The 13,537-nt window shown below is 70.3% G+C and carries 11 protein-coding genes; 7 read left to right on the plus strand and 4 right to left on the minus strand.

All coding sequences use genetic code 11. From position 1 onward, the window contains the following. Positions 1–16 precede the first annotated feature (16 nt). Positions 17–3,619 (minus strand): DNA polymerase III subunit alpha, encoded by a 3,603-nt coding sequence (dnaE, locus tag WBK31_RS15160; protein WP_406675070.1) that lies wholly within the window; start codon positions 3,617–3,619, stop codon positions 17–19. On the opposite strand from dnaE, the gene WBK31_RS15165 reads away from it, so the two are divergent. Then, positions 3,554–4,630, plus strand: a complete 1,077-nt coding sequence (locus tag WBK31_RS15165; RefSeq protein WP_364057385.1) for a LysR family transcriptional regulator — start codon at positions 3,554–3,556, stop codon at positions 4,628–4,630. The genes dnaE and WBK31_RS15165 overlap by 66 nt on opposite strands. Before the next feature lie 482 nt (positions 4,631–5,112). Here the strand turns inward: WBK31_RS15165 and WBK31_RS15170 are convergent, their stop codons facing one another. Further along, positions 5,113–5,340, minus strand: a complete 228-nt coding sequence (locus WBK31_RS15170) for a hypothetical protein (protein ID WP_364051028.1) — start codon at positions 5,338–5,340, stop codon at positions 5,113–5,115. 724 nt (positions 5,341–6,064) lie between these two features. On the opposite strand from WBK31_RS15170, the gene WBK31_RS15175 reads away from it, so the two are divergent. The 3 genes from WBK31_RS15175 to WBK31_RS15185 all read left to right on the plus strand — a co-directional run bounded on the left by WBK31_RS15175 (position 6,065) and on the right by WBK31_RS15185 (position 10,002). Beyond that, positions 6,065–6,652: a uroporphyrinogen decarboxylase family protein gene (locus WBK31_RS15175; protein WP_406675071.1), complete on the plus strand. Its 588-nt coding sequence runs from the start codon at positions 6,065–6,067 to the stop codon at positions 6,650–6,652. Between the two features lie 1,388 nt (positions 6,653–8,040). After that, complete coding sequence (locus tag WBK31_RS15180; RefSeq protein ID WP_364051034.1) at positions 8,041–8,463, plus strand: VOC family protein; 423 nt, start codon at positions 8,041–8,043, stop codon at positions 8,461–8,463. 87 nt (positions 8,464–8,550) lie between these two features. After that, positions 8,551–10,002, plus strand: a complete 1,452-nt coding sequence (locus WBK31_RS15185; RefSeq protein ID WP_378789007.1) for a hypothetical protein — start codon at positions 8,551–8,553, stop codon at positions 10,000–10,002. Between the two features lie 105 nt (positions 10,003–10,107). Here the strand turns inward: WBK31_RS15185 and WBK31_RS15190 are convergent, their stop codons facing one another. Together WBK31_RS15190 and WBK31_RS15195 are read right to left on the minus strand one after the other, a co-directional pair. Then, entirely contained in the window at positions 10,108–10,260 is a 153-nt protein-coding gene (locus WBK31_RS15190) for a LuxR C-terminal-related transcriptional regulator (protein ID WP_364057388.1), read from the minus strand. 43 nt (positions 10,261–10,303) lie between these two features. Beyond that, on the minus strand, positions 10,304–10,864 hold the full coding sequence (locus WBK31_RS15195; protein ID WP_364051040.1) for a hypothetical protein: 561 nt from the start codon (positions 10,862–10,864) through the stop codon (positions 10,304–10,306). 229 nt (positions 10,865–11,093) lie between these two features. On the opposite strand from WBK31_RS15195, the gene WBK31_RS15200 reads away from it, so the two are divergent. Genes WBK31_RS15200 through WBK31_RS15210 form a run of 3 tightly spaced genes read left to right on the plus strand, consistent with a single transcriptional unit; the run spans position 11,094 to position 13,476 of the window. Continuing rightward, the gene (locus WBK31_RS15200) at positions 11,094–11,639 is read left to right on the plus strand and encodes a hypothetical protein (protein ID WP_406675072.1); all 546 of its coding nucleotides are present in this window, start codon (positions 11,094–11,096) and stop codon (positions 11,637–11,639) included. Positions 11,640–11,662: 23 nt separating this feature from the next. Next, complete coding sequence (locus tag WBK31_RS15205; protein WP_378789001.1) at positions 11,663–12,814, plus strand: sensor histidine kinase; 1,152 nt, start codon at positions 11,663–11,665, stop codon at positions 12,812–12,814. Then, entirely contained in the window at positions 12,811–13,476 is a 666-nt protein-coding gene (locus WBK31_RS15210) for a response regulator transcription factor (protein ID WP_364051048.1), read from the plus strand. The genes WBK31_RS15205 and WBK31_RS15210 overlap by 4 nt, the downstream gene beginning before the upstream one ends. The last annotated feature ends 61 nt before the right edge of the window (positions 13,477–13,537 follow it).

Consider the following 13,537-nt stretch of genomic DNA (forward strand, 5'->3'; position numbering starts at 1 on the left):
CCGCCGGATCCGCGCGTCACCCGCCGCCGAGCACGCCGGCGCCGAGCAGGGCCTTGAGGTCGCTGTAGAGCGCGGGCCCCGGGGTGACCTGGTAGGGCACGAGGTCCAGCAGGACGCTCCTGGCGCCCCGGCGGTGCAGGCACACGTGGACGGGCGTCCGGCCGGGATGCGTGGTGAGGATCTGCTTCAGCTCCCGTACGACCCGCGGGTTCAGCTGTGCCTCCTGGAGCGAGAGCACGACCGGCGGATGGCCGCCCGCCTGGGAGACGTCCAGGACCGCGATCTCCTCGCCGTACACGGTCATGACGTCGTCGCGGACGTTGATCCGCCCCCGCACGGAGATGACGCGGTCCTCGGCCAGCAGCTCGCCGTACAGCGCGTACGTCTTGGGGAAGATGAGGCACTCGACGGAGGCGTCGTGGTCCTCCAGAGTGACGATCGCCCACGGGCTGCCCTGCTTGGTGACCTTGCGCTGCAGGCCGGAGACGATGCCGCTGATCCGGGTCGTGCCGTCCTGGCGTCCCGAGGCGAGCAGGTCGGCGATGGTGGTGTCGCGGTTGGCGGACAGGACGCTCTCCGCGCCGTCGAGCGGGTGGGCGGAGACGTAGAGGCCGAGCATCTCGCGTTCGTAGGCGAGCAGGGTGGCCTTGTCCCACTCGCCGTCCCGCTCGCCTTGGGGGATCGCGACCGAGAACGCGCTGCTCTGTCCCGGCTCGCCGAACAGCGAGTCCTGGCCGTGCGCCTCGTTCCTCTTGACCTCGATGACCGCGTCCACCGCGGCTTCGTGCACGGCGACCAGGGCCTTCCTGTGGTGGCCGAGGCTGTCGAACGCGCCGGCCTTGGCCAGCGACTCGATGACGCGCTTGTTGCAGACCACCGCGGGGACCTTGGCGAGGAAGTCGTTGAAGTCGGTGTAGGCGCCGCGCGCCTCGCGGGTGGCGACGATCGCCTCGACGACGCCCGCTCCGATGTTCCGCACCGCGCCCAGGCCGAAGCGGATCTCGGACCCGACGGGGGTGAAGTCCAGCCGGCTCGCGTTCACGTCGGGAGGCAGCACCTTGATGCCCAGGCGCCGGCAGTCCGACAGGTAGACGGCCATCTTGTCCTTGTCGTCGCCGACCGAGGTGAGCAGCGCGGCCAGGTATTCGGCCGGGTAGTTGGCCTTGAGGTACGCCGTCCAGTAGGAGACCAGGCCGTAACCGGCGGTGTGCGACTTGTTGAAGCCGTACCCGCTGAACGGGACGAGGACGTCCCAGACCGCCTTGACGGCCTCTTCGGAGAAGCCGCGCTCACGCATGCCCGCCGAGAAACGGTCCCATTCGGCGTCCAGGACCTCTTTCTTCTTCTTGCCCATGGCCCTGCGCAGCATGTCGGCGGCCCCGAGCGAATCGCCGGCGAGCCGCTGCGCGATCGCCATCACCTGCTCCTGGAAGACCACCAGGTGATAGGTGTCGCCGAGTATGGGCTCAAGGGCCTCCTCCAGCTCGGGGTGGATCGGCTCGACCGGCTGCCTGCCGGTCTTGCGCAGCGCGTAGTTGGTGTGGGCGTTCATCTCCATCGGGCCGGGCCTGTAGAGCGCGTTCACAGCGGCGATGTCGGTGAACGTGGTCGGGCGCATCAGCTTCAGCAGCACCCGCATGCCGGCGCTGTCGAGCTGGAACACGCCGAGCGTGTCGCCGCGCGCCAGCATCTCGTACGTCGTCGCGTCGTCGAGCGGGACGTCCAGGATGTCGATGTCGACGCCCCTGTTGGCGCGGACTTTCGCGATGGCGTCGCCGATGACGGTGAGGTTGCGCAGACCCAGAAAGTCCATCTTCAGCAGGCCCATGTCCTCGGCCTGAGTGAAGGGGAACCCGGTGATGACCGGGCCGTCCGCCTTCGGCTTGACCAGGGGGATCACGTCGATGAGCGGCTCGCGGGAGAGGATCACGCCGGCGGCGTGGATACCCGTGCCGCGGGTAAGCCCCTCGATGCCCGTGGCGGTGTCGATCACTTTCTTGACGTCGGGGTCCTGCTCGTACATCTGACGCAGCTCGGCCGCCTCGCCGTAGCGGGGATGGCCGGTGTCGTGGATGGCGGCGAGCGGGATCTCCTTGCCGCCGTCCGCCGCGGGAAAGGCCTTCGTGATGCGGTCGCCCAGCGCGTACGGCAGGCCCAGCACCCGGCAGGAGTCCTTGATGGCGGCCTTGGCCTTGATGGTGCCGAACGTGACGATCTGGCAGACCCGGTCATCGCCGTACTTGCGGGTGACGTACTCGATGACCTCGTCCCTGCGGCGGTCGTCGAAGTCGAGGTCCACGTCCGGCATGGAGATGCGCTCGGGGTTGAGGAAGCGTTCGAAGATCAGCTTGTGCTCGATCGGGTCGAGCTGCGTGATGCCCGTGCAGTACGCGACCATCGACCCCGTGGCCGAGCCGCGGCCGGGGCCCAGGCCGATGCCGTGCTCGCGGGCGTACCTGCAGATGTCGGCCACCACCAGGAAGTAGCCGGGGAAGCCCATCGCGTCGATGACCGACAGCTCGTAGTCGATGCGGTCCAGCACCTCCTGCGACGGCCGGCCACCGTAGCGGCGGCGCGCCCCCTCCAGGGTCTCCTTGCGCAGCCAGCTCGACTCGGTCTCCCCTTCCGGCACGGGGAAGCGCGGCGTCAGGTCCCGATGCGCGAACACCTCCCCGTAGTCGCCGATCCGCTCGGCCACCAGCAGCGTGTTGTCGCAGGCGCCCGGCACCTCCGCGTCCCACAGGGCGCGCATCTCCTCGGCGGGCTTGACGTAGTAGCCGGTCCCGCCGAACCGGAAGCGGTCGGTGTCGGCGAGCCGCTTGCCGGTGCCGACGCACAGCAGCACGTCATGGGCCTGGGCCTGGCTCTCGGTGACGTAGTGGGAGTCGTTGGTGGCCAGCGGCGGCAGATCGAGCTCCTTGCCGAGCCTGAGCAGGTCGTCGCGGACCCGGCGCTCGATGGCCAGGCCGTGGTCCATCAGCTCAAGGAAGTAGTTGTCCCGGCCGAAGATGTCGCGGTAGCGGGCGGCGGCCTCCACTGCCTGGTCGTACTGGCCGAGCCTGAGCCGGGTCTGCACCTCGCCGGACGGGCAGCCGGTCGTGGCGATGATGCCCTGGCCGTGCTCGGCGAGCAGTTCATCATCCATGCGCGGATATTTCTGGACATGGCCTTCGAGCCAGGCCCGGGACTGCAGCCGGAAAAGATTGCGCAGGCCCTGCGCGTCGGCCGCCCACATCGTCATGTGCGTGTACAGGCCGCGCCCTGAGACGTCACCGCCCTCGCCGGTGTCGTCGTCCGAGCGGCGCAGCGAGAGGTCGTCGCTGAAGTACACCGGCTTGCGGTGGTGTCTGGAGGCGGGGGCGACGTACGCCTCGATGCCGATGATCGGCTTGACCCCCGTCTTGCGCGCCGTCTGGAAGAACTCGTACGCCCCGTGCACGTTGCCGTGGTCGCTCATCGCCACGGCGGGCATCCCCAGCCGTGCCACCTCCTCCATCAGCATCCCGACCTTGGCCGCGCCGTCGAGCATGCTGTACTCGGTGTGCACGTGGAGGTGCACGAACGAATCCACGAACGACCACACCCTTTCGTTGTAGGCTCGGCCCGCGAACCCGAGCATTCGACCCGAGGGCAGGCGTGGTTGTCCAACAATCGACACACCGATAACCCACAACCAGAAGTTGTCCAACGAGCGCCGCTGGATCTCGACCTGGGCGCGGTCAGGGCCTTCGTGGCCCTTACCGAGGACCGGTACTTCAGCGAGGCCGCGACCCGGCTGGGCATCAGCCAGCAGGCCATCTCCAAACGCATCGCGAAGCTGGAGTCCGATCTCGGCGTCCGGCTGTTCTTCCGCACCCGCAGCGGGGCCGAGCTCACCGGGGACGGCAGGGCGTTCCTGCAGCACGCGCGCTCCCTCGTCGGCCTCGCCGATCAGGCGGTCGACCTGCTGCGTTCCCGGTCGCGCGCGCTCCGGGTCGACGTTCTGGACACCCGGCTACGTACCGTGGACCTGCTCCAGGCCTTCCACCGGACGGCCGAGGACATCGACATTGAGATCCTCACCTCGAACGGGCTCAGATCGGCGCAGACCGCACTCACCCGCGGAACCGCCGACGCCTTCTTCTGCCGCGTCACCGGCGAGCTGAACGAGGAGCTCCGCCACATCCCCGCCGACCTGGGCCCGGTGCACCTCCTTGTCGGCCGCGACCACCCCCTCGCCGGCCTTGCGCAGGTCGAGATGGAACGCCTGTCCGGATCGACCGTCTGGATGCCCGGCAACACCCCCGGCAGCGAATGGGCCGACTACTACGACCATCTGGGCAGCACGTTCGACATCCGCATCGACACCTCGGGCCCCGACTTCGGCTGGGACCATTTCGTGGAGCGGATCGCCGCCGGCGAGCACATCGGGTTCGGCGGCGAAGGGCTGCGGCTGCCATGGCATCCCCACATCGTGCAGATCCCGCTCGTCGAACCCTCGCCCGTCTATCCGTGCTCGCTGCTGCACCACCGGCAGAACCACCACCCGGTGCTGGACCGGCTCATCCGCTTCGTCGAGAGCCGATTCCGCCCCTTCGACCCGGCCCGCCAATGGCTCCCGGCCCCCGACCGCCCCGCCTTCGCCGCCTGAGGGCAGCCTTCGGGGGCCGGGGCAGCCATCGCCACAAGAGGGCCGGCGTGGTCAGGCGGTTTCGGTCGCTGGGGCCGCTGGGCCGGATGCCACGCAGCCGCCTGAACGCCACGCGGAGCGCGAAGGCGTTGGCATAGCCGACCGTCCTCGCGATCGTCTCCTCCGTAGATCGGTTTCGCGCAGCAGGTCGGCGGCCAGGGCGATGCTCCGGCTCGCGAGACAGGCCATCGGCGGTTCGCCAGGTAGACGACCGGAGGCCCGCCGACCAGCGCGGTGAACCGCCGGGCCGCGATCGGGACGGTCTCCCACGCGGTACCGAACAGCATCGCGCAGGACGAGTCGAACAAGCCCCGCAGCCGCCCGGTCGTGGCGGAACGTCTCCGCCTGCGCACGACCTTCTCCGCCCGTGAACAGCAGGATCGCGCTTGATCGCATGGAGGAGACCGGCCCGGCGGCCGGTCCCGCCGTCTCCTCGTCCGGGGTCATGCCTCCCGGGCGGTGCGCTGCACACGGCGCCGTCTGGCGACGTACGGTGACACGAACAAGAACAGGCCAGTGAACATCTGCAAGACGAGTGGGAGCAGCGGCAGGTAGAACACCCACTCGGGAGGCTCCTCCTGGAGCACGGCGACGAGAGCGACCAGGACGGTCACCGTGAAGAAAATGGACAGCCAGCGGTGAGTCTGCCGAACCCACTTGTCCCCGGTCATTGAGACCTCCTCTGAGAGACGGGCGACCCCGGCCAGGGCGACCTGCCGGGTGGGACGTTCAGCCGCTTGCGGACATCGCTGACCGCAGGGCAGCGGCAATGGATGCAGCGCGCAGATCCTCCGCCACGGCCCGGCTCACCCAGACGTCTTTGTGGTGGGTCAGCCGATGCTCGGTGTCGTCGCGATGAGCCGTATACGGGGACATTGCCCGGCACTCATCGGTCGTTACGCAGCCGAGCACATCACCACGGTGATCATGACAATGGCCGGCGGGCGGCCGCCACCTACGCGTTGCGCTCCACGACAGATCACGCTAGGTGCGGCCCAGGACCAGGCGCTTCTCGATTCCTGACCGATTGGGTCGCTCCTGTTGAGGCCACATCACAGGGCATTACCAGCCGGGTTCAGCGATCCGGCACCGACACCTGCCGAGAGATCACTTCGTACGGCATCGCAACCGCGACTTGCGATGCCGTTCAATCCAGTACCTGACGAATCTCGCACCGACCTGGCCAACGTCAGCGTCTCCCCGCACGCCTTCCATGGGCGGTTCGCCGCTCACTACGACGGCCGAATCGCCGACTTGAAGGGCCTTACACCCCTGCCAGTCGGCGCCGCGAGATCAGAGCGGCCGGCCACTACGGGTGAAGCAGACGTCTGAAAGAGCCTGCGCCTTCGGCCTTCAGCTCCACCTCGGGCGAGCCGACCGCGACACTCACTGGCTTTGTCACCGGCTAGAAGCGCTCCCGTACGACTATCAGCGCCTACTTGTCCGAACTCGCCGAACCATCGCCGATCAGCAGCAACCAGGCCACTGTCGTACGGCAAGCGGTGCGCGATCCTACGACGCCGCACCGTCGGCGGCCGATCCGCCTGGCCGCAGCACCGGCTCCCGGCAGACGACCGCAGGTGCGGCGCGAGAGCGGGCGCCGAGCTGTCGCTTCGCCGTCCATGCAGGCGACGTGCGAGGAGAGGGAACTCGGCGCCTCGTCTGACACCCCCACCGCTGACGTACTGCACGGCCGCATGCGTCGAAGGCGACACCCGTCCACTGCACCATGCCCACGCCATCAAGCTCGCCCATGAGGTTCACGCCGGTGGTCCCCATCGTAGGCGCCCCGGCAGGGCGGTGCAGGGCAACCTCGACCCCGCCGTCCTCCTCGCGCTATGGGAGGCCGTCGAGCGCAAGGTCCGTGAGGTGTTGCGGCGCGGCGAGGCCGCCGACGGCCCTCCTGCCGCCGAGGTTGACTGGCAATGGCCGCTCGGTGGTCGTTTCGGGGCACCCTGGTGTCGCGCCGGTGCCGTCCCCTGAGGTCGCGAACGCGATACCGGCCGCCCCTCAGTCGGACGACCGCCCGATCCGTCGGATGACCGCCCCATCTGGTGCGCCGCCAGAATCATGCCGTCCCGCTCGCAGGTGTCAGCCCTGCCCTGGCATGGACGCCCCTCGGACACGCCGATCTCGGTGGGCGGGACCGCCTCTGACTCCACCCGCCGTCACCTCAGCGGAGGGGTGTCAGACAAGGGGTCGATTTCCCGTTCCTCGGCGCGACCGAGCGAAGTGTGCCTGCCCACTGCCACGGCGTCCTGGCGACAGGAGAGTGCCCGGTATGTCTCTGCTTGAAGGGCGAGGCACGGTCCGTACGTGCGGAGTGCCGTACGTACGGCCCGACAGCCGGCGCCGAGCCGCGCCCCACAGCCAGCGCTGAGCACCCCTGTCGCCTGGGACGCGCGGCAAGGGGCGTGCTCGGTCACGTCTTGGGGCTTGTGACGTTCGGCAAAGAGGTTCTCGCTGACAGCTACTTGCGGGAATTCTGCCTTCTCACAAGTAGCTTCACAGCTCCGATCGCGCAACGGATCTGATTTTCTGAATTTGAATTTCTAGAAAATAGAAAATGGTAAGCTGTCCGCGTGACTCTGGAGATGGGCTCCGTGACTGTGTGTGCTCGGCTGGAGGGGCCAGCGGTCCGCGCCGCGCGCCTCCCGTCGGCAGCGCACATCACCGTCACCTCAGCGGTGGCGGTGCCAGATGAGGGGCCGAAATCCCCGTTCCTCGGTGCGACCGAGCGAAGTGTGGCTGCCCACTGCCACGTGCCCTGGCGGCAGGAGTGGCCGGTACGTCGACTGCGTGGAGGGCGAGGCTGCGGCTCAGCGCTGGCGGCGAGGCGGCGGCTCGGCGCCGGCTCTCGCGCCGCACCTACGGTCGTCTGCCGGGAGCCGGCGCTGCGGCCGGGTGGATCGGCGCGGTCCGGACGCCGTCTCAGGCACGCTCGCGCGTGGTGGTCAGTGCAGCGTCCCGCGCGCCGTCCCGCGCGCTGGCTCCCTGCCGCGTGCCGGCGTCCCGCGCGCGGTCTCGCGCACCGTTCCGCGCGCTGGCTCCGTGTCGCGTGCCGGCTTCGTCCCGCGCGCGGTCTCGCACACCGTTCCGCGTGCTGCCTCCCTGCCGTGCGCTGGCTTCATGCCGCGTGTTGGCTCCATGCCTTCCCTCGGCGCGGACGCCGTCGGAAGCAGGAGGCCGTGGACCGTGCGGTTGCGGCCGGGGTCTCGCCGTACGGCGTACGAGCGTGCAAGCCACTACCTGCACCGCCCCACGGCGCACAGTTCCGGTCGCTCTGCCGGCGGTGCTGCGGGCAAGCCGGCCTTTCCCGGCCCTTCCATGGCAGTACGCATTCGGGTTCGACACCAGTGGAGGGTGAGGCTATGACGGGTGGACCGACGCGTTTCGGTGGGCGGGAGGATGTCGCCCTGGTGATGGTCCTGGACTGCGCCGACCTCGATCGGTCCGCGGCGTTCTGGTGCGGGGTCCTCGGCTACACCACCGAGCCGAGCTCGAGCGAGCGCTATCGGGCGCTGCAACCGCCTGACGGGAACGGCATTGAGCTGCTTCTGCAGCGGGTTCCGGAGCCGAAGACGACCAAGAACCGGCTGCATCTGGATCTGCGCGTACCTGACCTGGAGGCGGAAGTCGCCAGACTGGTGGCCCTGGGGGCGCGGCGCGTCACCGACGATCCCATCGAGGAGGACGGCTGGACCTGGTACGTGCTCGCCGACCCCGACGGCAACGAGTTCTGCGTGTTGCAGCAGCCGGAGAAGCCCGCGGATGGTGATCATGGCGACTGCTAGCGCTCCGATCGAGGGGTCTTCTAGTGGCGCCTCTGCCGTCGTCCCGTTCCCCGAAGAACTGCCAGTTGAAGTGAGAGAGCGAGACCAGTGACCTTCCCCGACACCAACGGCGAACCGCTGATCCGTGAGGCCGCCGCCCGGCAGGCCAAGAAAGACGTCCTGGTGACGCCGTGCAAGCACTGTGGGTCGCCGATCGAGCAGCGGCGGGGGAGAGGGCGGCCGAAGTCGTACTGCCCGGAGAAGGACTGCCAGGCGGCGGCCAAGCGGGAACGCGAGCTGCGGCGCGCCACCCCTGGGCTTGAGGGGGCGCTGGCCAGGGCCGAGCAGCTGTACGAGCGCATGGAGGCCGGGCTGGCGGCGGCGATCGAGCCGCTGGCGAAGGCCCTGGCCGAGGAGCTGAGCCCGGCCGGGGTCGAGGCTAAGATCAGCGCCGTGCAGGCTGAGGCGCACACGCGGGTGGCGATCGCACGTACGGAGCGGGAGCAGGCGTTCGAGCAGGTACGCCTGGCACGCGAGGCGGCCGAGCACGCCCGGCGGCAGACGGCGGAGATGCGCAAGCGGCTCGAGGAGGCCGAGATCGAGCGGGAGACCGCGCTGGGCGATGCCGAGCGGGCACGCGAACAGGCGCTGGCGGCCCTGCGGGAGGCGGCAAGCACCGAACGCCAGGCGCTCCAGGCGGCCGAGGAGGCCAAGCGGCGGGCCGAGCTGGCCGAACGGCGCGCCAAGGAGGCGCTACGGGAAGCGGAGCTGAACGCGCTGGCCCGGGACCAGGCCGTTCAAGAGCTGGCGGAACGGGTCGAGCTGGCCAACCGGAAGATCGCCGAAGCGCAGGCCCAGACCGCCGAGGCCCAGGAACGCGCCCGGGCCGAGGTCGCCGCAGCGGAGGAGCGGGCGCAGGCCGAGATCGAGCGGATCCGGGAGGAAGCGCAGGCGGAGATCCTGCTGGCGCGGCAGGAGGCCGAAACGCAGGTCGCGCAGGCGCAGGAAGCAGCCGACGCCCAGGTCAAGCGGGCCAAGGAGGAGGCACAGGCGCAGGTCGTACGGGCCAAGGAGGACGCCGCACTGGCTCGTGAGGAGCGCGACCGGGCGCGGGAGGAGGCGGCGGCGGCCGTACGGGAGCGCGAGCGTGCCGAGCGTGCGGCCGCCGGCGCGAAGGCCCGGGAGGAGGTGGCGGCTCAGGAACGCGAGCGTGCCGTCGAACGGGCCGTCACTGCCGAGCGCACCGCCGCCGAGGCCGAGCGGGACCGGGCGGTGGCGCTGAAGGACGCCGCGCGGGCCACGGCCGAGTCCGAACGCCTGGCCGAGCGGCTCGCCGCGTTGGAGGAGGAGAGCGCGGCGGAGCTGGCACGCGAGCGCAAGGCGACCGCGCGCGAGCGGTCCCGCGCCGACGCGGCGGCCAAGGAACGCGACCAGGCGCAGGCGGAGCTGCGGTTGGAGCGGGTGCGGCTTGAGGATCTGCGGGCCGAGCTTGAGGCGGTGCGGAGCGAGGCGGCGCAACTGCGGGAACGCGCGGTGGCAGCGGAGCTGCGATCCTCATAGCGAAGTCGTGGTCGTCGATTGGGCTCCCGTGTTCATGGCGGGGCCGTGCCCGTCAGAGTAGGGCCATGCACGGCGTCATGGCCGCCGCCCAACGCGCTGCGTAGCTCACGACGCGCTGCTCGACCTGCCCGGCATGATCAGCCCCGACTCGTACGCCTGGATCACCAGGTGGACCCGGGTCTCGGCGTCGGGCTTGGTGAGCAGCCTGCTGATGTGCGTCTTGACGGTCGCGGCGCCGATGTGCAGGCGCTGCGCGATGTCGGCGACGGCCGGGGCGGGGCGGCTTCACATAGCGGCCCGTCTAGCCCAGGAGGCTGATCAGGACGGAGGTGGTCGTGACGGCGGCGGCCAGGGGATACGTCCACCACCTGGGCGCCGGTCCCTGCGACAGGACCTTGACGCCGAGCGGGACGAGGGCGACGCACAGTCCGGCTGCGGCGACGATCGATGTCACGCCGGTGCCCTTGAGCACCCCGAGCGGCATCGCCGCCATCAGTGCCAAGCCCGCCGACTGCGCTGGCCCGAGCACGCCCGCGCGCCACGCGCCGGCCGCGAGCACGATCCAGCCGGCCATCGTGGCCAGGTTGATCGTCTGGAAGATGTGGAACGAGCCGTACTGCGCGGTGATCGCCTGCCGCGCCGCGCTCAAGCCCTGGACGTGCACCAACTGGAAGGCCAGGTGGACGATGCCGGCGTGGAAGGTGCGGGCGAACAGGCCGGCCAGGGTGAGGGCCAGGCCCCATTGGGCGAGGCGCGGGTGCGTGGAGGCGATCCTCAGTACGCCGCTCATCACCAGCAACGGCCCCAGGACCAGCCCGGCGCCTTCGATCCATCGGCCGGGGAAACTCTCGTTCGTCGTCACGGCAACGATCCAAGCGCCGCAGGCCGGAGCGCACACTGGTGGACGGGCGAGTGCCGGGGGTAGTCCTGGCACCACCGCCTCCCGGCTCGCCATCACGTACTCCGTCCGGTGTAGTGCGTACGGCGAACGGAGCACCGCGAAGTGACGATCAACGGACGATGTGCTCCTGGTGCCGCCGGGCCTAGCGTCTCCCACCGAGATGATCGAAGCCCGACAGAGGGGAACCGTGATGAGCAAGAGTGTGCTGGCCGCGATCGCCGGGCTCGGCCTGACGGCCGGGCTGCTCGCCGCAGCGAGCACGCCTGCCGGCGCCCAAACAGCGCAGGCGGGCAAGGCAGCGCAGGCGGGTCATGCAGCCCAAGCAGCGCAGGCGGGCAAGACAGCGCAGGCGGGCAAGACAGCCCAGGCAACCCAGGCGGGCCAGGCAGCGCAGGCGAGCCAAGTAGCCCAGACCGGCCAGGCGAGTACGGTGAGCGAGGCGGCCGCGCCGAAGGGCGCCAGGGCGGTGGTGCAGGTCAGCCCCAACCCCACCACCAAGCGCGGCCAGGAGGTGACGATCACCGGGCACTGCGGCGGCGGCAAGGGGCTCAAGGCCGTGCTCGCCGGGCTGGACAGGAAGAACCCGGTGCTGCGGAACATCCGCATCGTCAAGGACGACCCGAAGGGGTTCGTGGCCAAGGCGGCCCTCGACCCCAGGATCGGTAACGGCGTGGGCCCGGTGTTCGTCGATTGCGGCGGCGAGGCCGGTGTGACACTGCTGGTCACGCACGTCTGAACCAGCCGAGAGTGAGCCTTCGCATGCCAGAGTCGCCGCCGCGGCGCGAACCCGCGCTCGTCCGGCACCTCGCCCGGATCACCGATACGACGCTCGCCGTCCTCACCCTGGTCTTCTTCGTGGCCGTGGCCCTCGCCACCGGGGTGCACAACCCGTGGGACGGCGCGATTCAGCTCGGCGCGTTCCTCGGCGCGCTGCTCCTGGTACGTCGCCGGTGGCCGATGACCGTGCTGCTGTTGTCGGTCGCGGGAATCTTCGTCTATCACCTGACCGGGCATTGGCCTCCGGCCGGCTGGATCTGGCCGGCGGCGGTCGCGTACTTCACCGCCGCCACCACCCCACACGTACGCTGGGTGGCCGCCATCGGCGTGGCCCAGCTGGTGTACTCCGGGTTCGACGCGCGCTGGCTCATCGAGCGCAACCTGCCCCGCTACCTCATCCACGTCATCGGGGAGGGGGTGCTGCTGGCGATCCTCGTCGCGGCGGGCGTCACCTACGCGGCCGCGCTGCGCTGGCGTGAGCGGCTGCGTGAGACCGACCGCCGCGCGCACGCCGCCGAGGAACGGCTGCGCGTCTCGCACGAGGTGCACGACGTCATCGCCCACACGCTGGCGGTCGTGGGCGTGCAGCTCAACGTGGCCGCCGACGCCCTTGACGAGGAGGACCCGGCGGCGGCCGCCGAAGCGCTGCGGGTGGCCAAGGACGTCAGGAACCGGGCGATGGCCGACCTCCGCTCCCTCATCACGGTCTTGCGCGACGGCCCGGAGGGCACCGCGCCGCAGGCGGACCTGTCCTCCCTGGACGCGCTGATCGAAGACGCGCGGGCGGGCGGGCTGAAGGTGACGCTCGACGAGGACGGTGACCGCGCCGCCGTCCCCGCCGTGACCGCCATCGCCGTGCACCGTGTCGTGCAGGAGTCCCTCGCCAACACGCTCAAGCACGCGCAGGCGAGCGAGGCCAGGGTGACGATCGGGTACGGGCCGCGTTCGATCACCGTCGAGATCGCCGACAACGGCCGCGGTGTCCCGGACGGCGCCGAGGTCGTCGAGGGCCACGGCCTGGCCGGCATGCGGGAGCGGGTGAGCGCACTCGGGGGCACGCTCACGGCGGGACCCGCACCCGGCGGCGGCTTCGCCGTACGGGCCGGCATCCCTGTGGCAGGCTCGACGGCATGACGATCAAGGTGCTTCTCGCCGACGACCAGGCACTCGTCCGGGCCGGCTTCCGCAGCCTGCTGGCCCGCTCCCGGGACATCACGGTCGTCGGCGAGGCGCAGGACGGCGACGAGACCGTACGGCTGGCCGCCGGCGCCCGCCCCGACGTGATCCTCATGGACATCCGCATGCCGGGCACCGACGGCATCACCGCCACCCGCCGCATCGTCACGGACCCGGAGACCAAGGGGTGCCGGGTCATCATCCTCACCACGTTCGACACCGACGAGCACATCTTCGCCGCCCTGCGCGCGGGCGCCAGCGGCTTCCTCACCAAAGAGGTCGAACCCGCCGAGCTGCGCAGGGCGGTCGCCGCCGTCGCCGGGGGAGACGCGCTCCTGTCGCCGGGCGTGACGCGGCGCGTCATCGAGCAGTTCGCCCACCGGCCCGGCCACATGCCCGGCCCGGATCAGCGGCTGGCCGCGCTCACCTCACGGGAGCTGGAGGCGGTACGGCTGGTGGCGCTCGGCCTGTCCAACAACGAGATCGCCGAACGGCTCGTCATCAGCCCGCTCACGGCCAAGACCCACATCACGAGGGCCATCGCCAAGCTGGGCGTGCGTGACAGGGTGCAGCTCGTCATCCTGGCCTATGAGAGCGGTCTGGTACGCCCCGGCGCCTGATCGGCCCGGTCCGCGTCTTTGAAACGCGGGCGTTTCGAAGACGCGGACCGGATCAGGGGCG

It is taken from the genome of Nonomuraea sp. N2-4H, from assembly GCF_045291505.1.
GTDB classification, from domain to species: domain Bacteria; phylum Actinomycetota; class Actinomycetes; order Streptosporangiales; family Streptosporangiaceae; genus Nonomuraea; species Nonomuraea fastidiosa.